Origin of the sequence: Devosia sp. LjRoot16 (assembly GCF_964252795.1) — a bacterium.
Classification (GTDB): domain Bacteria; phylum Pseudomonadota; class Alphaproteobacteria; order Rhizobiales; family Devosiaceae; genus Devosia_A.
In genome coordinates this window covers 1,818,087-1,837,372 of record NZ_CAXUPH020000001.1, presented here as the reverse complement: position 1 = coordinate 1,837,372, position 19,286 = coordinate 1,818,087, and the positions used below count along the sequence as shown (strand labels likewise).

Below are 19,286 nucleotides of genomic sequence, written 5' to 3'. Positions count from 1 at the left end.
CGTCGCCATTCCCCATCGCGATTCCCCGTAACCCTGAGGAAACAGGCTACGGAAAGGATCGATCGATGAGCCAGGTTTCCTCGACTACCAAGTCCGCCGCTGCAAGCGGCGCCACCTTCATGCTGGTTGCCGCCTTCGCGTTCGCCGGCTCCAACGTGCTGCAATCCGTCTTGCCCACCCCGGTCGAATATGGCGGCTTCGGCATGGCCTCGACCGGCATGGTGTTCTGGCAATACCTGATCGCCGGCGTGCTCAGCCTGCCGCTGATCTTCCGCATCGGCATCGACAAGCTCCGCACCAGCCACCCGCTGACGCACGAGATCCGCGCCTTCGTCTCGGCGCTCGGTGCGCATGTTTTCGTCTATGGCTTCGCCTCGGGCGTGCCGATCTGGCAGATGGTGACCCTCCTCGCCGCCGGCCCGCTGTTCATCATCCTCGGTTCGACCGTCTTTCTTGGCGAGCGTGCCTCAGCCGCCCGTCTCGTCGCGGCGCTGGTCGGCTTCACCGGCGCCATCATCGTCTCCGGTATCGGCAGCGAAAGCCTCGGCTGGCACACCCTGATCCCGATCGTCGCCGCGGCGCTCTGGGCCACCACGGACGTCTTGACCAAGTACCTGACGCTGAAGGGCGAGAGCCCGGAAACGCTGACCATCTCGCTGCTGGTGCTGATCACCCCGAACCACCTGCTGATCCTGCTCGCCGTCAACGCACTCGGCTGGCTGGCGCCGACGGTGCTGCCGGCCGGCCTCGCCACCGGCTTTCCATTCGCTCTCCCCAGCGGCGATGGCCTCTGGCTGCTGTTGCTGCTCGGCGTGCTCACCGGCGTGGCGCAATACCTGATGGCCTTCGCCTACCGGGCGGCCGACGCGACGTATCTGCAGCCCTTCGCCGACCTCAAGGTGCCGCTCAGCGCCCTGGTCGGCTGGATCGCCCTCGGCCAGGTGCCGTCGGTCTGGTTCTGGCCCGGCGCGGCGCTGATCGTCGCCGCCTCGGTGTTCATCTACTGGGTCGAAAGCCGCAACCGCACCCCGACCCTCGCCACCGCCTGAGGCCGCTGCACGCCCTCAGGCTCCCCGGGGCCGCCGTGACTGCGGCCTCGGGACTTACGTCTCTGTCAGTCGACCGCCACCCACCGCCCCTCGCGGTGCGACTGCGCCATCGCATGCACCGCCCGCTCGATTTCGAGCCCTTTGTCGAACCCGACGATCTGCGCCCCGGTGTCGCCGCCGATGGCCTTCAGCAGCTCGTGGCACTCGATGATCTTCAGCTCGTTGAATCCCAGTCCATGCCCCGGTGCCGGAATGAACCGGTCATAGGGCGCATGCACCGGCGCGGTGAGGATGGTGCGAAAACCCTGCTCCGCTGCAGGATCACTGGCTTGAAACAGCTGGAACTCGTTCATCCGCTCCTGGTCGTAGGCGATGGTGCCGTTCGAACCAAAGATCTGCACCGCGATCCGGCCCTTCCGCCCCCAGGCCGAACGATCGAGCGCCATCACCCCGGACGCGCCGTTCCTGAGCTCCAGCAGCACCGAAGCAATATCCCAGGTCTCGACCTTCCGCCGCCCGCCATCCCGGCTCGGTCGGTCGGCATAGGGCATGGATAGCTGCGCCATCACCCGCGCAACGCCGCCGAACAGGAACTGCATCAGGCTCAAGGGGTGGACGCCGAAATCGTCGAGCGCGCCATAGCCGGAGGAGGCCTCGCTCTTCCAGTAGAACAGCGCCTCGGGGTCGGCCATGAAATCCTCGTCCATCTCGAAGCGGACATGGTTCACCGTGCCGATGGCGCCCGTCTCGAGCAGCTTTCTGATGTGCCGTATCACCGGGTTCTGGATGTAGTTGTAGCCGAGCGCCGTGACCTTACCCGACGCCCGCGCCGCCGCGACCATCCGCTCCGCCTCGGCAAACCCTACTGCCATCGGCTTCTCGCACCAGACGTGCTTGCCCGTCTCGAGCGCCGCGATCGCCATCTCGGCGTGGAAGGCGTTGGGCGTCGTCACCGACACCACTTCGACCTCGGGGTCGGCGATCAGCGCCCGCCAGTCCGAGGTGGATTTCTCGAACCCGAACTCCTCGGCCCGCCGCGCCGCCAGCTCCGGCGACACCTCCGCCAGATGCACCAGCCGCGGCTTCGGCCCATCGCCGAACACCGGTTTCACCCCGTTCCAGGCCAGCGCATGGCACTTGCCCATATAGCCCGTACCGATTAGGCCGACGCCGATGCTGGTCATTCTTCACTCCGTGCGTGGGGCCACCCCCACCCTTGATCCCTCCCCACAAGGGGGAGGGAGACGTCTACTGCACTCTCGGTTCTCGCGCCCTCCCTCCCCCTTGTGGGGAGGGTAGCGCAGCTAGGCGAAGCTAGGGTGGGGGTGGGCCACAGACACCCTGCCCACCCCCAAGAAAAACGCCCGAAGCCCTTGCGGACCCCGGGCGCCAGGCGCTCTGGAGGAGAGCTTACTTGTAGTCCGCGGCATTGTCCTTGGTGACCAGCACCGTGCCGGTGTCGATCCACGGCTCGAGTGTCTTGCCGGCCTTGAGGTCGACCAGCGCCTGGATGCCGAAGCCGCCCATATTGCCGGGGGCCTGGGCCACCGAGGCGGTCATCTCGCCGGCAAGGATCGAGGCCGCAGCGTCCGGGTTGGCGTCGAAGCCGACCACCATCACATCGGCGAGCTTGGCCGCCGCCTTCAGTGCTTCCACGGCGCCCAGCGCCATGTTGTCGTTCGAGCCGAAGATGCCCTTGATGTTGGGGTTGCCGGCGAGGATGTTCTCGGTCACCGACAGGCCCTTGGCGCGGTCCCACTCCGCGGTCTGCTCAGCCACCACTTTGAGGCCGCAAGCCTCGAGGCCCTTCTTCGAGCCCTCGGCGCGCGCCTGGCCGGTCGACTGGCTGACGAGGCCCTGGAGGATCGCCACGTCCGAGCCGGCAGGCAGGTTCTTGCACATGAAATCGGCCGCCAGCGCGGCGCCCACTTCGTTGTTGGTGCCGATGAAGGTGACGCCCTCATTGGTGCCGCGGGTATCGACGAACACCACCGGGATGCCGGCGGCCTTGGCCGCATCCACCACCGGAGCGAGCGCGTTCGGATCGGTCGGCGCCAATGCGATGCCGTCCACCTTCTGGGCGATCAGGTCTTCGATCTGGGTGATCTGCGCCTGCACATCCGACTCGGCCGGCGGCGCCACGACGATCACTTCGACACCCAGCTCGGCGGCTTTGGCCTTGGCGCCGGCTTCCACCGCCGCCCAGAACGGATTGCCGGCGCCCGGGCCCTTCATGCCCAAGACGTAGGCGGCATTGGCCGAACCGGCCATGGCGAGCAGCGCACTCAGCGCAACGCCCGTAAGCAGCAGTTTTTTCATGGGTTTGGTCCTCCCTGAACCATTGATGTCTCCGTTCCCTTTGGGCGCCGGCCGGGAGACACGGCCGGCGCCAAGTTCCTCCTAGCGACGGACGGCTGCACGCCGCCGTAGCACGTCGATATAGACGGCGATGATGATCACCAGACCGATCAGGATCTGCTGCCAGAACGCCGAGACATTGTTGATGTTGAGCCCATTGCGCAGGATGCCCATGATCAAGACGCCCGCCAGCACCCCGAGCACCGTGCCGCGCCCGCCGAAGAACGAGGCGCCGCCGATGATCACTGCGGCGATCGCATCGAGCTCGATACCGATGCCGGCATTGGGGAAGCCGCTATCGGTACGCCCGGCGAGCAGCAGGCCCGAGAGCCCGGCCATGAAGCCCGAGATCATGTAGACCACCACGAGGGTCTGATCGACATTGATGCCCGAGACCCGCGCCGCATGCGGATTGCCGCCGATGGCGAAGATGTGCCGGCCCATATTGGTCTTCTCGAGGAAGAACCACAGCCCAATGGCGCAGACCGCCACGAGGATCAGGCTCGCCGGGATGCCGGCCGGCGGCGGCAGGCCGAGCCCGAAATAGGCCTGCCCGATATAGCGCACCTCCGGCTGCAGGCCCGAAATCGGCGCGCCATTGGAGATCAGGTAAGTGAGGCCGCGCGCCACGTTGAGCGTGCCCAGCGTCATGATGAACGGGTGCGGCAGCTTCAGCACGGTGAGGCCGACGCCGTTCACCCAGCCGACGAGCAGCCCGATGGCGGGCCCGATCAACAGGACGATCGGCCACGGCACCCCGGCCTTCGAGGCAACCGCCAGGCAGACCATCGACAGACCCATGATCGAGCCGACGCTCAGATCGATGCCGGCGGTGACGATCACCACATACATGCCGAGCGCCAGCAGCGCCAAAGAGGCATTCTGTTTCAGGATATTGGTGAGGTTCTGCGCCGAGAGGAACACCTCTGGCTTGATGACGGCGAGCACCAGCATCATCACCACGACGACAAGGATGATGCCGTAGACCTCGAGGAATCTCGACATGCCGGGGCCGCGCAGCGAGAACCCGGATTTGGTGGCGGGAGTGTCGCTCATGACGCCGCTCCCACTGAACGACCAGCTGTCCGCTGGGTCATCCCCGCGAAAGCGGGGACCTCTGTTTTGGTGCCCGTGGCAAGATCGCAAACGGAGGTTCCCGCTTTCGCGGGAATGACACCGTGGGTGGGGGACGTGTGAAGCATGATCCCCCTCAGTGCATGTTGTCATGGGCGAGGGTCGCGGTGTGACCCTTGGTGCCCATGATCCAGCCGATGACCTCGTTGCGCGAGGTCTGCGTCAGCTCCGCCTCGGCGAAATTGGTGCCCTGGTAGAGCGCCATCACCCGGTCGCAGCAGTAAAAGATATCGTCCATGCGGTGCGAGATGATGATCACCGCCACCCCGTGCTCCTTGAGCGAGCGCACCAGGTCGAGCACCTTGCCCACTTCCTTGATAGCGAGGGCGGCGGTCGGCTCGTCCATGATCACCAGCTTGGCGTCGAACGCCGTAGCGCGGGCAATGGCGACGGCCTGCCGCTGCCCGCCCGAGAGATCCTCGGTGTTCTGCTCCACCGATTTGACGTGAATGTGCAGACGATCGAGGTGATCGGTCGCCATCTGCCGCGACCGCTTATGGTCGACGATGGTCAGCGGCCCGAACTTGGTGCCGGGCTCGCGGCCGAGATAAATGTTCTCGTAGATCGGCATGTTCCCGGCGAGCGCGAAGTCTTGGTAGACCATCTCGATGCCAAGCTTTTGCGCGTCCTTGGGGCTCGAAAACTTGACCGGCGCGCCGTTGAAGATCAGCTCGCCCTCCGATGGGGTGAACAGGCCCGAGAGGATCTTCATCAGCGTGGATTTGCCGGCGCCATTGTCGCCGACTACGCCCAGCACCTCGCCCGGCGCCACGTGAAAGTTCACGTCGCGCAGCGCCGTGATGGCGCCGAAATACTTCGATATGCCCTTGGCTTCGAGCAGCATGGCCGCCATGTGCTTCGGTCCTCCCCGACCTTAGCTGCAGCCCGTTCTCGTTGAATGGAACGTCTAGTGCTGCATTCCCTGTTGATAGAATGTTTATTCCATTCTACGGTGGATCGTCAAGCACGGCGTGTTCCAAATTCGGCAGTGTTCAAACCAGGAACGTTGGAAAACCCCGCTGGCGCCGGCAGAAGTTCATGGACTTTGGCCGTGCTTTTGTTGGACTTTGCGACGGCACCCGCTATGAGGCCGGAATGGACGACGGGGATATCAAGCTGGACGATGCCGTGCCGCGGGATTTTCCCGCGCTGCGCGCGCTGATCGCTGCCCGCGCGCCTACCCTGCCCCGCCGGCTGACCCAGGTGGCGAGCTTCGCTCTCGACAACCCCGACGACATCGCCTTCGGCACCGCGGCCAGCGTGGCGCAGCGCTCCGGCGTGCAGCCCTCGACCCTGGTGCGCTTCAGCCAGGCCCTTGGCTATCAAGGCTTTTCCGACCTGCAGGAAGTGTTCCGGGCCCGCCTGCGCGATCGCGTGCCGAGTTACGAGGAGCGGCTGAAGCAGCTGCGCGAGCATGGCGGCTCATCGAAGAGCGGCCTGTTGCTGCAGGGCTTCGCCGACGCGGCCGAGCGCTCGGTTGCCGACCTCCGCCTCAAGCTCGACCCCGAAACCCTCGATGCGGCGGTCGAGATCCTCGCCAAGGCCGAGACGATCTACCTCGTCGGTCTCCGCCGCTCGTTCCCGATCACCAGCTACATGGCCTATGCCATGGGCAAGCTCGGGATCCGCAACCTGCTGGTCGATGGCATTGCTGGACTGGGCGCCGAACAGATCGGCTTCATTTCGCCGCGCGATGCGGTGCTCGCCATCAGCTTCACCCCCTATGCCAGCGAGACGGTGAACCTCGCCCATGCGGCGAAGGCGCGTCACGCCAAGGTGGTGTCGATCACCGACTCGATCTTCTCGCCGATCGCCCCGATCGCCGACGCCTGGCTGGAGATCGTCGAAGCGGATTTCGAGGGCTTCCGCTCGATGGCGGCGACCATGGCGCTGGCGATGACCTTGACCGTCGCGGTGGCCAGCCGGCGGGGTGAGAAGTAACGCCGGCCTCTCGGCCATCTCCCCCCTTGCTGGAAGCAGGAGGTCTGGGAGGGCACCACCTCTCCTCCTCACCGGCTGTCATCCCAGCGAAAGCTGGGACCCAACTCGCAGCCCGTGCCAGAGGATAGATGGGTCCCAGCTTTCGCTGGGATGACATCTGGTGGCTGCGGGAGCTCCGTGCCTCACATGGCCGTCTGGCGACCGAGCCTGCGGCCGGCCTCAGTTCTTCTTCACCGGATACCCCGTCGCGAGCCCGCCGCCGCCGGCGCCGACCACGGTCTGTTCGAACTCGACGCACGAGCCGGTCATCGGCGCCGATTCCGCGCCGCCGAGGAAGGCGATGAGGCGGGCCACGTCTTCCGGCTTGATCAGCTTGCCAAACGGCCGCGACGCCTCTGCCTTCACCAGCCAGTCGTCGGCCGCATCGTGGAAGGTCTTGAGCGTCACGTGCTCGCCCGGCGTATCGGCCCAGCCGAGGATGATGCCGTTGACCCGGATGCGCATCAGGTTCACCGCATTGGCGGTGTTCTTGGTCAACGTCATCAGCGCGCCTTTAGAGGCACTGTAAGCGGCGAGGTTGGGCGAGCCGATATAGGCGTTGACCGAGAGGATGTTGACGATCGTTCCCTCGATCTTTTCGCGCTGCATCACCTTGATGGCGTCCTGCATCAGGAAGAACGGCGCCCGTACATTGATGGCGAACATCCGGTCGTAGAGCGCGATATCGGTATCGAGGATGGTGCCGCGATCGGTGAGGCCGGCGATATTGGCGAGAATATCCACCCGCCCGAACGCCTTGTCGGCGGCGGGAATGACCTCAGCCACCGCTGCCGGATCGGCCAGATCCGCCGCAACGAAGATCGCCTTGGTGCCGGCATCGTTCAGCGACCTCGCAACCGCCTCGCCCTTGTCGGCCTGCCGGTCGACGAGTACCACGCCGGCCGCGCCACGCTGGGCCAGCAGCCGCGCCGTCGCCTCGCCGATCCCTTGCGCGGCCCCGGTGACAACGGCAATCTTGCCGGAAAATGGGGCGGAGGCATTCTCGGTCATGTCGGGACTCAAATTCTGTAAGGAAAGCGCCCGGACACTAGGGATTTGGGGGGCGTAAGCCAAGCCCCATCATGCCGGCGCCGAGCGCTACAGGATCACCGCCGGCCGCGGCTGGTGGACGATGAGCTTGGCGCCGGGAAGCAGCTTGGCGTGTGCGCGTCGCGCCGCGATCTCGCAGGCACTGGCGCAGAGCCCTTTGACCACGAACCGACGGCCACGCGCCAGGTTCGTGTCGACATGCCGGTCCCACACATCGGTGATACCGCCATTGCCGGTGAGAACACATGGATCGGCGTTGCAGGCGGGCGGCCAATAGCTGGCGTCGCCGATCATTTCGCGCACCGTAACGACGCCCCCGGCACTGCAGCCCGAAGCGAGCATGAGCGTCACCAGGCACGCGGCCATGGCACTTGGCGCACTGAGACGTGCGCGAATACTCAGCATAATTCTATGCTCCCCTTGCGCAGCCCGCGAACGGTATACCCGATGTTCCCCCATCGGGTATGCTCGTCTGGCTGTCTGGAAGCGCCCACAGACCCCCTATCGTTCGCGAATGTGCCGATTCTTCGGCCTTTCGGCTCATCTTCTGGCCACAAACAGCCAGGCCCGAACGCTAGCCGACCCTAACCGCTTGGCCCGTCTGAGAACTCTTCGTCGCGGCTTCCGCAAGTTTTTGTGCCATGAGCCCATCATGCCCCGACGGCGTCGGCGTCGTGCCCCTGGCCATCGCGTCGATGAAGCTGTTCACCTCGGCGGCGTAGGCGGCGACATAGCGGTCGATGAAGAAGTTCTGGATCACGTCCTGGGTGAAGCCGGCGCCATCGGCCCGCTCGAGCGTCGTCATGTGGACGTTGCCGGCCCGCAGCATGCCCTTCGACCCATGCACCTCGACGCGCTGGTCGTAGCCGTAAGCGGCGCGGCGCGAATTGGTGATCACCGCGATCTTGCCCGACGCAGTCTGCATCTGCACCGCCGCGGTATCGACGTCGCCGGCAACGCCGATCGCCTTGTCGACCAGGGCGCTGCCCAGCGCATGCACCGAGACGAAATCCTCGCCGACGAGGAACCGCGCCATGTCGAAATCGTGGATCATCATGTCGCGGTAGAGCCCGCCGGAGCGCTCGATGTAACTGACCGGCGGCGGCGCCGGATCGCGCGAGATGATGGTGACGATCTCGACGTCGCCGATCTCGCCGCCCTTGATCCGCTGCTGCACGGCGGCAAAGTTCGGATCGAACCGGCGGTTGAAGCCGATCATCAGCGGCACGCCGGCCGCTTTCACCACCGGCAGGCAGGCTTCGATGCGCTCCACCGACAGCGACACCGGTTTCTCGCAGAGGATCGCCTTGCCGGCCCGCGCCGCCTGCTCGATCAGGTCGGCATGCGTGTCGGTGGGCGTGGCAATGAGGATGGCTTCGACGTCGGATGCGAGGATCTGGTCGATCGAGGCAACCTGCGCCCCGACGCTCGCGGCCAGCGCTGCAGCAGCATCGGGAATCGCGTCCGCCACATAGGCGACAGCAGCCCGGCTGGAGTTGGCGATGGTCCCCGCGTGCACCTTGCCGATGCGCCCCGCCCCCAGAATGCCAAACCTGACCACGGGATTGCCTCCTTGCTGCACGCTCCTGGAGCGCCGGTTCAAATGGATCAAACATGGAACGTTCATTCCGAAAAGAGCAACTTCGGAATTGACGTTTCATTCGCGCGAGGGATACAACGGCCGCTGAAAGCTGTCCAGTCAGACCATGCGGGGGAGATCATGCCGGAGGCCAAGCTCGATGTCATCACCATCGGGCGCTCGTCGGTGGACCTCTACGGCCAGCAGATCGGCAGCCGGCTCGAGGATATCGGCTCGTTCGCCAAATCGGTCGGCGGCTGCCCCGCCAATATCGCTGTCGGCACCGCCCGGCTCGGCCTGAAATCGGCACTGATCACCCGCGTCGGCGCCGAGCAGATGGGCGGCTTCATCAAGGAACAGCTCGGTCGCGAAGGCGTCGACACCTCAGGTATCGCCACCGACGACAAGCGATTGACCGCCCTGGTACTGCTCGCCGTCGAGGCGGAAGGCGTCTCGCCGATGATCTTCGTTCGGACCGACTGCGCCGACATGGCGCTCGACGAAGCCGATATCGACGCAGATTTCATCCGCTCCGCCAGCGCCATCGTCGTCACCGGCACACATTTCTCCACCCCCAATGCCGAGGCTGCGCAGCTCAAGGCCATCCGCATCGCCAAGGCCGCCGGCCGCAAGGTGGTGTTCGATATCGACTATCGGCCCAACCTCTGGGGCCTCGCCGGCCATGCCGCCGGCTTCGAGCGCTATGTGAAATCCGACTATGTCTCGGCCAAGATGCGCCCGGTGCTGGCCGATTGCGACCTGATCGTCGGCACCGAGGAAGAGGTGCTGGTGGCGGCCGGCGAGAGCGACCTGCTCGAGGCGCTGAAGGCGATCCGCGCCGTGAGCGATGCCACCGTGGTGCTAAAGCGCGGCGCCAAGGGCTGCATCGTCTATGACGGCCCGATCGGCGACGACCTCGAACAGGGCATCGTCGGCCAGGGTTTCCCGATCGAGATCTACAATGTGCTGGGCGCCGGCGACGCCTTCATGAGCGGGTTCCTGCGCGGCTGGCTGAAAGGCGAAAGCCACCAGACCTCCGCCACCTGGGCCAATGCCTGCGGCGCCTTCGCCGTCTCCCGACTGCTCTGTGCGCCTGAATATCCGAGCTGGACCGAGCTCGATTACTTTTTGAAGCACGGCAGCAAGTTCAAAGCGCTGCGCAGGGACGAGACCCTCAACCACCTGCACTGGGCGACGACGCGTCGGCAGCACTGGCCGCGCCTCACCGCCTTCGCCATCGATCATCGGAAGCAGATCGAGGATATTGCCGGCGCCAGGTCCGACCGCATCCCCGCCTTCAAGGTGCTGGCAGTGAAAGCCGCGGCCCAGGTGGCCAATGGCCGGCCCGGTTTCGGCATGCTGCTCGATGACAAATGGGGCCGCGACGCGCTGTTCGAAGTGCCCAAAAGCTTCTGGATCGCCCGGCCGGTGGAGCTGCCCGGCTCGATCCCGCTCGAGTTCGAGTTTTCGCAGGATATCGGCAGCCGGCTGGTCGATTGGCCGGTGGATCATGCGCTCAAGGTGCTGTGCTTCTGGCACCCCGATGACCCCTCGGGGATCAATGCCGGCCAGCTCGAAAAGCTGCGCGCCGCGCATGATGCCTGCCGTAAGGTCGGCCGCGACATCCTGATCGAGATCATTCCTTCCAAGGTCGGTCCGGTGGACGACACCACCACCGCCCGAGCCCTCGGCCAGCTCTATGCCGCCGGGCTGAAGCCCGACTGGTGGAAGCTCGAATCGCAGCCGAGCGCCGCAGCCTGGGAAGCGGTCGATACGGCGATCGAGGCCAACGACCCGCTCTGCCGCGGCGTCGTGCTGCTCGGCCTCGATGCCCCGCAGGACGAGTTGGCGCGCGGCTTTGCCATTGCGCGATCCGCCCGCACGGTGCGCGGCTTCGCCGTCGGCCGCACGATATTTGGCGAAGCCGCCAAGGCGTGGTTTGCTGGTGCCATGACCGATGAACAGGCGATCGCCGACATGGCGGCGCGGTTTTCGGCGCTGGTGGGGATCTGGGGGGAGTGATGGGGCCAAACCCCTCACCCGTCCCGGCTTCGCCGGTCCACCCTCTCCCCGACGGGGAGAGGAACGCAGACTGCACAGTCGGCGCTCTGTTCTTCTCCCCGTCGGGGAGAAGGTGGCGCGTCAGCGCCGGATGAGGGGTTCGCGCTACCGCGCGTGAGGAGGAAAGCAAATGACCAACAAGACCATCCGCCTCACCATGGCGCAGGCGCTGGCGCGGTTCATGACGCGGCAGATGACCATTATCGACGGCAACAAGGTGCCGATCTTCGGCGGCGTGTTCGCGATCTTCGGGCATGGCAATGTCGCGGGCTTCGGCGAAGCGCTGTACCAGGTACGCGAGGAACTACCAACCTATCGCGCCCATAACGAGCAGGGCATGGCGCATGCGGCAATTGCCTTCGCCAAGGCGAGCTTCCGCCGCCGCTTCATGGCCGCCACTTCCTCGATCGGGCCGGGCGCCACCAATATGGTGACCGCCGCCGCGCTGGCGCATGTCAACCGGCTGCCGGTGCTGCTGCTGCCCGGTGAAGTGTTCGCCAACCGCGCCCCCGATCCGGTGCTGCAGCAGGTGGAAAGTTTTGGCGACGGCACGGTGAGCGCCAATGATGTGTTCCGCCCGGTCAGCCGCTATTTCGACCGCATCACCCGGCCTGAGCAGATTATCCCGGCACTGAACCGCGCCATGCAGGTGCTGACCGACCCGGCCGAATGCGGCCCGGTGACCCTCAGCCTCTGCCAGGACGTGCAGGCCGAGGCCTATGACTATCCCGAAGCGTTCTTCGCCGAACGGGTGTGGACGCCGCGCCGGCCGATGCCGGACGTCAACGAGCTGGAAGCGGCGGTGGCTGCGATCAGGACAGCGGAAAAGCCGGTGATCATCGCCGGCGGCGGCGTGCTGTACTCCGAGGCAGCGGAAGTGCTGCGCGCCTTTGCCGAGCGTCACGGCGTGCCGGTCATGGAGACCAATGCCGGCAAATCCAGCCTGCCGCACGACCATCCGCTGAACATGGGATCGGTCGGAGTAACGGGGTCGTCGGCCTCGAACCTTCTGGCCGAGCAGGCCGACCTGGTGCTGGCGGTGGGCTCGCGCCTGCAGGATTTCACCACCGGATCGTGGGCGCTGTTCAAGGCCGACAATGTCAGGATCATCGGGCTGAACACCCAGGTGTTCGACGCCTATAAGCATCGCGCCATGCCGCTCATCGCCGACGCCAAAGTCGGGCTCGACCTGCTCGATGGTAAACTCGGGCCCTGGCACGCGAGCGACGCGTGGCAGGCAACCGCCAAAGCGGCCAAGGCCAAATGGCTGGTTTCGGCCAAGGCGGTGACCGACCCGACCAATGCGCTGCCCTCGGACGCCCAGGTGATCGGCGCGGTGCACCGGGCCCGCGGTTCGGGCGCGACGCTGGTCTGCGCTTCGGGCGGACTGCCGGGCGAGCTGCATAAGCTCTGGCCGGCCGGCGCCCCGGGCAGCTACCACATGGAATATGGCTACTCGACCATGGGTTACGAGATCGCCGGCGGGCTGGGCGTGAAGCTCGCCAAGCCGCATGACGATGTCATCGTTATGCTCGGCGATGGCAGCTACATGATGATGAACTCCGAGATCGCCACCTCGGTGATGCTGGGCAAAAAGCTGACCATCGTGGTGCTCGACAACCGCGGCTTCGGCTGCATCAACCGGCTGCAGATGGCGACCGGCGGCGCCAACTTCAACAACCTGTTGAAGGACACTTTCCACGAGACGCTGCCCGATATCGACTTCGCCGCGCACGCCGCGTCGATGGGCGCCTGGGTGCGCAAAGCCGCCTCGATTGCCGAGCTCGAAAGTGCCCTCGCCGAGGCCGACAAGGTGGAGCGCACCACCGTGCTGGTGATCGACACCGACCCGCTGATCTCCACCGAGGCCGGCGGCCACTGGTGGGACGTGGCGGTGCCGGAAGTTTCGGTACGTCCGCAGGTGAACGCGGCACGCAAGGATTATGAGGAAGCGCTGAAGGGTCAGCGGCTTTAGTCTCCCTCCCCCTTTGCGGGGAGGGTACTGAAGCTTGGCGAGGCCAAGCCGAGCCATAGCGCAAGTGGGGTGGGGGGCGAACCACGCTCGGAGCGCTTGGCACCCCCCACCCAAGCTTCGCTAAGGCTTCGCCAAGCTACGCTACCCTCCCCGCAAGGGGGAGGGTGACGACTGAGACAGAGGATTGGAATGCTGAAAGCCAAACTGGGCATGTCCCCCATTGCGTGGTGGAACGACGATCTGCCGGAGCTGAGCGATGATGTGTCGCTGGAGGAGTGCCTCAGGCAATCGCGCTCGGCCGGCTTCACCGGCATGGAAAAGGGCCGCCGCTTCCCTGACGATCCCGACATCATGCTGCCGATCCTCAAGGCGGCGGATGTGACGCTGTGCGGCGGCTGGTTCTCCGGCACGCTGGTCAATGAGGATCTCATGGCCAACCAGCGGCGCATCGCGCCGATGATCGAGCTGTTCAAGGCAGTGGACGCCCCCTGCATCGTCTATGGCGAAGTCGGCCGCTCGATCCAGGGCGACCGGACGAAGCCGCTGGCGACCAAGCCGAAGCTGAGCGACGACGAGATGAAGGCCTATGCGAACAAGCTCACCCAGTTCGGCGAGTGGTGCGCGGCGGAGGGTATGCCGCTCAGCTACCATCACCATATGGCCGCCGTGGTCGAGACCGAGCCGGAGCTCGACGCCTTCATGCGCTATTCCGGCCCCGGCATCCCGCTGCTGCTCGATGCCGGGCATCTGGCCTTTGCCGGTGGCGATGTGCTGCGCGCCATCGATAACCACCACGCCCGCATCAGCCATGTGCACGTCAAGGATATCCGCCGCGCCGTGGTCGATGGCCTCGATCGGACGAAACAGAGTTTCCTCGATGCGGTGGCGCTCGGCGCCTTCACCGTGCCGGGCGATGGGTCGCTGGATTTCGCTGCCATCGTGCAGAAGCTCGCCGACTATGGCTATGAAGGCTGGTTCGTGGTCGAGGCCGAGCAGGATCCCAAGGCCAACCCGCCGCTCCGTATGGCCCAGGTGGGCCATCAGGAGCTGATGCGGGTGATGACGCTGGCCGGCTACACGGTGGAGACGCAGGGTTTTCCCAACCGCTGAACGCAGCAGTTGCGACAGCCGCCCGATAGACTAGGTTCGGGGCTTTCCGGAGGGATCGGCGTGAGCGACGACAACCAAGAGAACAAGAAGCCAGGCCTGTTCACCATGGGGTGGTTCAAGCCGTTGTACCGGCGGGTCATCGTGGTGGTGGTTATCGCCGCCTGGTCCAGCTTTGAGTGGTTCATCAACCAGAACCCGGACCACCAGTTCTGGGGCATCCTGACGCTGGCGGCGCTCGCCTATGGCATCTGGACCTTCTTCATCAACTTCGAGAACGAGCTCAACAAGACCAATGGCAAACCTAAAAGCTAGGCCGGCGGCCGAACAGGGCCACGTCCACCACATTACCCCTGAGACTGCCGGCTGGACCTATGTCGGGTTCGACCTGCACAAGCTGCCCAATGTCGGCGATGTGGCGCGCGGCGGCGGTGATGACCGCGAGGTCTGCATCGTGCTGATCTCGGGCCGAGCCAATGTGACCGTCGATGGCCAGGATTTCCTCGTCGGCGGCCGCATGAGCCCGTTCGAGGGACCCGGTTACTCGGTCTACGCTCCGGCGGGCGCCAACTGGCGCATCGAGGCGCTGACGCAGCTCGAGGTCGCGGTCTGCTCCGCCCCCGGGGTGCGCGGCGCGCGGCCGCCGCGGGTGATCGGCCCTGACGATGTCGAAAAGCTGACCCGCGGCAAGGGCACCAATACCCGCTACCCCACCAATATCCTGCCCGAGACCGCAGCGGCGGATTCGCTGCTGGTGGTCGAGGTGATCACCCCCGGTGGCCATACCTCGAGCTACCCGCCGCACCGGCATGACGAAGACGACCTGCCGCGCCAGAGCTTCCTCGAGGAAACCTACTATCACCGCTTCTCAAAGCCCCAGGGCTTTGGCTTCCAGCGCGTCTACACCGACGATCGCTCGCTCGACGAAACCATGCTGATCGAAGACGGCGACGTGGTGATGGTGCCGAAGGGCTATCACCCGGTGGCGGCGGTGGCGGGCTACGACATCTACTACCTCAACGTCATGGCCGGCCCGAAGCGCACCTGGAAGTTCTACAATGCGCCGGAGCATGAGTGGATGCTGGGCTGAAGCGCCGGCGCGCTTGGCTACCCCTCACCCTGACCCTCTCCCCAGAGGGGAGAGGGGACGCACTTTGCACCGGCAGTGCCACATCGCCCCCTCGCCCCTCTGGGGAGAGGGCTGGGGTGAGGGGGCGCCAAGCGCGCCAACCTCTCGTAACCCTCCCCGGCCCTAACCCCTTGACCCCGCGCGCCGCCGCGTGCATCGCTCCGCGACTTTGTTTCCCGGAGCGCTTTTAGATGTCGTCCAATTTCGTTCTCACCCTCTCCTGTGCCGATCGGCCGGGGATCGTTGCCGCGGTGACCACGGAACTGGCGGGCCTCGGTTGCAACATCGCGGAATCGAACCAGTTCTGGGACAAGGAGACCGGCCAGTTCTTCATGCGGCTGGCCTTTACCACCCCCGATGGCGTCGATCGCGATGCGCTGGAGCGCGGCCTGAAGCCGGCGATCGAGCGCTTCGGCATGCGCACCACGCTGGTCGACGAGGCGAAAAAGAAGAAGATCCTGGTGATGGTCTCCAAGTTCGACCACACCCTCCTGCACCTGCTCTACCAGATCCGCGTCGGCTGGCTCGATGCCGAGGTGGTGGCGATCGTCTCCAACCACGAGGATAGCCGGAAGACTGCCGACTATGAGGGCATTCCGTTCCACCTGCTGCCGGTCGGCAAGGACAACAAGGCAGCGCAGGAAGACCAGGTGATCGCGCTGTTCAAGGAAACCGGTGCCGATCTTGTGGTGCTGGCGCGCTACATGCAGATCCTGAGCGACCGGTTCGCCACCCGCCTCTACGGGCAGATCATCAACATCCACCACTCGTTCCTGCCCAGCTTCAAGGGTGCCAAGCCCTATCACCAGGCACATGAGCGCGGCGTCAAGATCATCGGCGCCACCGCCCACTACGTGACGCCGGAGCTCGACGAGGGCCCGATCATCGAGCAGGAAACTGCGCGGGTGACCCACGCGCTGAGCCCCGACGACCTGGTGGCCGCCGGGCGCGATGTCGAAAGCCGGGTGCTGGCGCGCGCGGTGAAGCTCCACCTCGAGAACCGGGTGATGCTGAACGGCAAGAAGACGGTGGTGTTCGGCTGAGGCTGGTGCGCGGGCCTTCCCCCACCCCAGCTTCGTTATGGCTTCGCCTGGCTCCGCTACCCTCCCCACAAGGGGGAGGGATGGGCGGAACCGAAGCGCCGCAGTCGGCTCTCCCTCCCCTTGATGGGGAGGGTAGTGAAGCTAGGCAGCGCGCTGCCTGGCGGAACTGGGTGGGGGTGGAGCAGGACGCGCTGAGCACTCCGCTCAGGCCGTCTGCGTCAGCGCCGCCTTGTTCGCCTCGAGGAACGCCTTCAGCCCCTGCGGCTTCTCACCCCACAGCGTCTCGACCGCATTGGTGGTGAGCGCCACCCGGCCGAGCCGCGTGTTGGCGTCGAACGGCACGATAAAGCCATGCACCACCGGCTCGGGCACGCCCGCCGCGACGGCGCCGGCGGCGAGTTGCTCGTCGGTGACGTCGACCACTTCGATTGGCTTGCCGGTAACTTCCGAGGCGACCGCGGCGATCTCGCGCGAGGTCAGCGCGGCCGGCCCAGTGACGGTCAGCGTGCGGCTGGCATCGCCGGTAAGCAACGCCCCGGCGGCGGCCCGTGCGGTGTCCTCGCGTGATACATGCGCCAGCGTGCCGCCACCGGCCGAGGTGTACCACTTGCCGGACTGCAGCGCCGAGGGCAGCGAGCTCAACAGGTTCTCGGCGTACCAGTTCATCCGCAGGATGGTGTAGCCGACGCCGGAGGCCTTGATCGCCTCTTCGGTGCCAAAATGCTCGGACGCGAACGGGATTGGCGACGCCGGTTCGGGTGCCGGCATCGAGGTGTAGACGATGTGCTTGACCCCGGCGGCCTTGGCCGCGGCGACCGCGCTGGTCTGCAGCGCCGTGCGGCTCGGGCCGAGGACATCGATCGAGATCAGCAGCAGCCGATCGACGCCATCCAGCGCCTTGATGAAGCCGGGCACGTCGCCATAGTCGGCCTTGCGGGTCTCGACGCCTGAGAAGTTCAGTTTCTCCGGGTGGCGCGAACCGGCGATGATCTTGCCCGCATAGCCGCGCTCCAGCAGCAGCTCGACGACGCGACGGCCCAGCTTGCCGCCAGCGCCGGCGACGAACAGGGTGGGTAAGGTAGTCATGGGGAGTCTCCTAGGTTGTCTCTTTTTGAGACTACGTATACAATAGGAACTACCTCAGCTGCCGCAAGACGGCAGTTTCAACGCCCCTGGTTACCTCGAAGGAACCACCCCAATGCCAGTTAGCCCGATTGCCCCGCTGAGCCAGATGATGGCCGAGTACTCCGACCCCTCGCAGTGCCCGGTGCGCAACGTGCTGGACCAGCTCGGCGACAAGTGGAGCGTGTTGATCATCAGCGCGCTGGCCCACCGCCCCTACCGCTTCGGCGAGCTGAAGCGCGAGATCAGCGATATCAGCCAGCGCATGCTGACCCAGACGCTGCGCGACCTGCAGGCCGACGGGCTGATCGAGCGCACCGTGTTCCCGACCACCCCACCGAGCGTCGAGTACAAGCTCAGCCCCATGGGCCACAGCTTCCTCGTGCCGCTCTCGGCCATGGTCGACTGGGCCTTCGAGCACTTTCCGGCGATCCGCGAAGCACGCCAGGAATTTGCCAAGGCGGCGTGAGGACGCTGACTGAAACAGACGGCCCCCCTCCCGGCCTCCCCCATGAAGGGGGAGGTGAAGACTCGAGGCTCTGTCTTCGATCGTGCCCACCACTCGATGCGGCACCTCCCCCTTCATGGGGGACTTCGAGCCATCCCACAGGGCAAATCGCTCCAGTGGAGCGATTTGAGGGGAGAAGGCCATGAGAGCTATGCTCGAATGGCTAAGGAGGGGGCCGTCTCTATCAGTTAGTCACCCTTGCCCTGCCCCGGCAAATCCCTCACAACCCGGCGGTGACCCAGCCCTCCCCCTTCTCCGACCGCCGCATCGTCGTCGCCATCGCGCTGTTCTGCTGCTTGTTGTGGGGGAGCGCCGTGCCGGCGGTGAAGATCGGCTACGGGCTGTTTGCCATCTCCGCCTCCGATACGCCGTCGCTGATGCTGTTTGCCGGGGTGAGGTTCTTCCTCGCCGGGCTGATGCTGCTGGCCTACTCGGCCTTGACCCGCAAGCCGATCCTGCAGCCGGCGCGCCGGCTCGGGCAGCTGGGGCTGCTCGGGCTCATCAGCACCGCCGGGCAATACCTGTTCTACTACATCGGCCTGGCCCACTCGACTGGCGTCAAGGTGTCGATCACCACCTCGACCAGCACGTTCTTTTCGGTGCTGATCGCGCATTTCCTCTATGCCAACGACAAGCTGACGCCGCGCCGCATCCTCGGCTGCCTGCTCGGCTTTGCCGGTGTGGTGGCGGTGAACCTCGCGGCAACCGGCATCGACCTGCATGTGAGCCTCCTCGGGGAAGGCTTCATCGTCATCGCGGCGCTGCTCTTCTCGGTGGCTGGCGTCTACGGCAAGGGGCTGAGCGCCGACATGGACGCTGGCGTGATGACCGGCTGGCAACTGCTGCTCGGCGGCGCCATGCTCGGGATCGCCGGCTTCGCGCTCGGCGGCAAGCTCGGCGCTTTCGGGCTGGAGGCGGCGCTGCTGCTCGCCTATCTCGCGGCGTTGTCGGCGGCGGCCTTCGCGTTGTGGAGCGTGCTCTTGAAGCACAATCCCGTCGGCTCGATCGCCATCTTCAACTGCGCCATCCCGATCTTCGGCGTGCTGCTTGCCGGCCTGTTCCTCGGCGAGAGCATTTTCGAATGGAAGAACCTTGCCGCGCTGCTGCTGGTCAGCGTCGGGATCTGGATGGTGACGGCGGCGCGGGTAGACCGAACCGCCGGTACGGGTTGACCCCCACCCTTGATCCCTC

At 65.6% G+C, this 19,286-nt stretch carries 18 protein-coding genes; 10 read left to right on the top strand and 8 right to left on the bottom strand.

Translation table 11 applies throughout. From position 1 onward, the window contains the following. Positions 1-65 precede the first annotated feature (65 nt). A complete protein-coding gene (locus tag ACSQ23_RS08740; protein ID WP_436090361.1) occupies positions 66-1,049 on the top strand; it encodes a DMT family transporter in 984 nt (327 codons plus the stop codon). A 65-nt stretch (positions 1,050-1,114) separates the two neighbouring features. On the opposite strand, the gene ACSQ23_RS08735 is transcribed toward ACSQ23_RS08740, so the two are convergent. From ACSQ23_RS08735 to ACSQ23_RS08720, 4 genes are all read right to left on the bottom strand, one after another. Next, positions 1,115-2,233: a Gfo/Idh/MocA family protein gene (locus ACSQ23_RS08735; RefSeq protein WP_436090360.1), complete on the bottom strand. Its 1,119-nt coding sequence runs from the start codon at positions 2,231-2,233 to the stop codon at positions 1,115-1,117. 226 nt (positions 2,234-2,459) lie between these two features. Further along, entirely contained in the window at positions 2,460-3,368 is a 909-nt protein-coding gene (locus ACSQ23_RS08730) for a sugar ABC transporter substrate-binding protein (RefSeq protein ID WP_055875398.1), read from the bottom strand. 81 nt (positions 3,369-3,449) lie between these two features. Beyond that, a complete protein-coding gene (locus tag ACSQ23_RS08725; RefSeq protein WP_436090359.1) occupies positions 3,450-4,463 on the bottom strand; it encodes an ABC transporter permease in 1,014 nt (337 codons plus the stop codon). A 154-nt stretch (positions 4,464-4,617) separates the two neighbouring features. After that, entirely contained in the window at positions 4,618-5,394 is a 777-nt protein-coding gene (locus ACSQ23_RS08720) for an ATP-binding cassette domain-containing protein (RefSeq protein WP_436090358.1), read from the bottom strand. A 242-nt stretch (positions 5,395-5,636) separates the two neighbouring features. Here ACSQ23_RS08720 and ACSQ23_RS08715 point away from each other — a divergent pair, with 242 nt between their 5' ends. Beyond that, the gene (locus ACSQ23_RS08715) at positions 5,637-6,482 is read left to right on the top strand and encodes a MurR/RpiR family transcriptional regulator (protein WP_156387234.1); all 846 of its coding nucleotides are present in this window, start codon (positions 5,637-5,639) and stop codon (positions 6,480-6,482) included. Positions 6,483-6,701: 219 nt separating this feature from the next. Here ACSQ23_RS08715 and ACSQ23_RS08710 read toward each other — a convergent pair whose 3' ends face one another. The 3 genes from ACSQ23_RS08710 to iolG all read right to left on the bottom strand — a co-directional run bounded on the left by ACSQ23_RS08710 (position 6,702) and on the right by iolG (position 9,132). Then, positions 6,702-7,532 (bottom strand): SDR family oxidoreductase, encoded by an 831-nt coding sequence (locus ACSQ23_RS08710; RefSeq protein ID WP_055875389.1) that lies wholly within the window; start codon positions 7,530-7,532, stop codon positions 6,702-6,704. Between the two features lie 87 nt (positions 7,533-7,619). Next, the gene (locus ACSQ23_RS08705) at positions 7,620-7,976 is read right to left on the bottom strand and encodes a hypothetical protein (RefSeq protein WP_156387233.1); all 357 of its coding nucleotides are present in this window, start codon (positions 7,974-7,976) and stop codon (positions 7,620-7,622) included. A 169-nt stretch (positions 7,977-8,145) separates the two neighbouring features. Then, positions 8,146-9,132, bottom strand: a complete 987-nt coding sequence (gene iolG / locus ACSQ23_RS08700) for an inositol 2-dehydrogenase (protein WP_436090357.1) — start codon at positions 9,130-9,132, stop codon at positions 8,146-8,148. A gap of 159 nt (positions 9,133-9,291) precedes the next feature. Between iolG and ACSQ23_RS08695 the strand changes: the two genes are divergently transcribed. From ACSQ23_RS08695 to purU, 6 genes are all read left to right on the top strand, one after another. Then, on the top strand, positions 9,292-11,172 hold the full coding sequence (locus tag ACSQ23_RS08695) for a bifunctional 5-dehydro-2-deoxygluconokinase/5-dehydro-2-deoxyphosphogluconate aldolase (protein WP_436090356.1): 1,881 nt from the start codon (positions 9,292-9,294) through the stop codon (positions 11,170-11,172). 169 nt (positions 11,173-11,341) lie between these two features. Next, entirely contained in the window at positions 11,342-13,186 is a 1,845-nt protein-coding gene (gene iolD, locus ACSQ23_RS08690) for a 3D-(3,5/4)-trihydroxycyclohexane-1,2-dione acylhydrolase (decyclizing) (protein WP_436090355.1), read from the top strand. A gap of 192 nt (positions 13,187-13,378) precedes the next feature. Then, entirely contained in the window at positions 13,379-14,296 is a 918-nt protein-coding gene (gene iolE, locus ACSQ23_RS08685; RefSeq protein WP_055876031.1) for a myo-inosose-2 dehydratase, read from the top strand. 60 nt (positions 14,297-14,356) lie between these two features. Then, positions 14,357-14,608, top strand: coding sequence for a hypothetical protein (locus ACSQ23_RS08680; protein WP_055875375.1), 252 nt, complete (start codon positions 14,357-14,359; stop codon positions 14,606-14,608). After that, positions 14,589-15,383 (top strand): 5-deoxy-glucuronate isomerase, encoded by a 795-nt coding sequence (gene iolB, locus ACSQ23_RS08675; RefSeq protein ID WP_055875372.1) that lies wholly within the window; start codon positions 14,589-14,591, stop codon positions 15,381-15,383. Before ACSQ23_RS08680 ends, iolB begins: the two co-directional genes overlap by 20 nt. Before the next feature lie 230 nt (positions 15,384-15,613). Beyond that, positions 15,614-16,465 carry a formyltetrahydrofolate deformylase gene (gene purU, locus ACSQ23_RS08670; RefSeq protein ID WP_055875369.1) on the top strand — a complete coding sequence of 284 codons (852 nt, stop codon included), beginning with the start codon at positions 15,614-15,616 and terminating at the stop codon, positions 16,463-16,465. A gap of 204 nt (positions 16,466-16,669) precedes the next feature. On the opposite strand, the gene ACSQ23_RS08665 is transcribed toward purU, so the two are convergent. Next, positions 16,670-17,551 carry an NmrA family NAD(P)-binding protein gene (locus ACSQ23_RS08665; RefSeq protein WP_055875367.1) on the bottom strand — a complete coding sequence of 294 codons (882 nt, stop codon included), beginning with the start codon at positions 17,549-17,551 and terminating at the stop codon, positions 16,670-16,672. Between the two features lie 145 nt (positions 17,552-17,696). Here ACSQ23_RS08665 and ACSQ23_RS08660 point away from each other — a divergent pair, with 145 nt between their 5' ends. After that, a complete protein-coding gene (locus ACSQ23_RS08660; protein ID WP_436090575.1) occupies positions 17,697-18,056 on the top strand; it encodes a winged helix-turn-helix transcriptional regulator in 360 nt (119 codons plus the stop codon). Positions 18,057-18,328: 272 nt separating this feature from the next. Beyond that, positions 18,329-19,267 (top strand): DMT family transporter, encoded by a 939-nt coding sequence (locus ACSQ23_RS08655; RefSeq protein WP_436090354.1) that lies wholly within the window; start codon positions 18,329-18,331, stop codon positions 19,265-19,267. Positions 19,268-19,286 lie beyond the last annotated feature (19 nt).

Bases quoted from the DNA above. Each gene is read 5' to 3' on its own strand.
- ACSQ23_RS08735 (WP_436090360.1), bottom strand. From the start codon at position 2,233: ATGACCAGCATCGGCGTCGGCCTAATCGGTACGGGCTATATGGGCAAG.
- ACSQ23_RS08740 (WP_436090361.1), top strand. From the start codon at position 66: ATGAGCCAGGTTTCCTCGACTACCAAGTCCGCCGCTGCAAGCGGCGCC.
- ACSQ23_RS08720 (WP_436090358.1), bottom strand. From the start codon at position 5,394: ATGGCGGCCATGCTGCTCGAAGCCAAGGGCATATCGAAGTATTTCGGC.
- iolD (WP_436090355.1), top strand. From the start codon at position 11,342: ATGACCAACAAGACCATCCGCCTCACCATGGCGCAGGCGCTGGCGCGG.
- ACSQ23_RS08665 (WP_055875367.1), bottom strand. From the start codon at position 17,551: ATGACTACCTTACCCACCCTGTTCGTCGCCGGCGCTGGCGGCAAGCTG.
- ACSQ23_RS08705 (WP_156387233.1), bottom strand. From the start codon at position 7,976: ATGCTGAGTATTCGCGCACGTCTCAGTGCGCCAAGTGCCATGGCCGCG.
- iolB (WP_055875372.1), top strand. From the start codon at position 14,589: ATGGCAAACCTAAAAGCTAGGCCGGCGGCCGAACAGGGCCACGTCCAC.
- purU (WP_055875369.1), top strand. From the start codon at position 15,614: ATGTCGTCCAATTTCGTTCTCACCCTCTCCTGTGCCGATCGGCCGGGG.
- ACSQ23_RS08730 (WP_055875398.1), bottom strand. From the start codon at position 3,368: ATGAAAAAACTGCTGCTTACGGGCGTTGCGCTGAGTGCGCTGCTCGCC.
- ACSQ23_RS08710 (WP_055875389.1), bottom strand. From the start codon at position 7,532: ATGACCGAGAATGCCTCCGCCCCATTTTCCGGCAAGATTGCCGTTGTC.
- ACSQ23_RS08695 (WP_436090356.1), top strand. From the start codon at position 9,292: ATGCCGGAGGCCAAGCTCGATGTCATCACCATCGGGCGCTCGTCGGTG.
- ACSQ23_RS08660 (WP_436090575.1), top strand. From the start codon at position 17,697: ATGATGGCCGAGTACTCCGACCCCTCGCAGTGCCCGGTGCGCAACGTG.
- ACSQ23_RS08715 (WP_156387234.1), top strand. From the start codon at position 5,637: ATGGACGACGGGGATATCAAGCTGGACGATGCCGTGCCGCGGGATTTT.
- ACSQ23_RS08725 (WP_436090359.1), bottom strand. From the start codon at position 4,463: ATGAGCGACACTCCCGCCACCAAATCCGGGTTCTCGCTGCGCGGCCCC.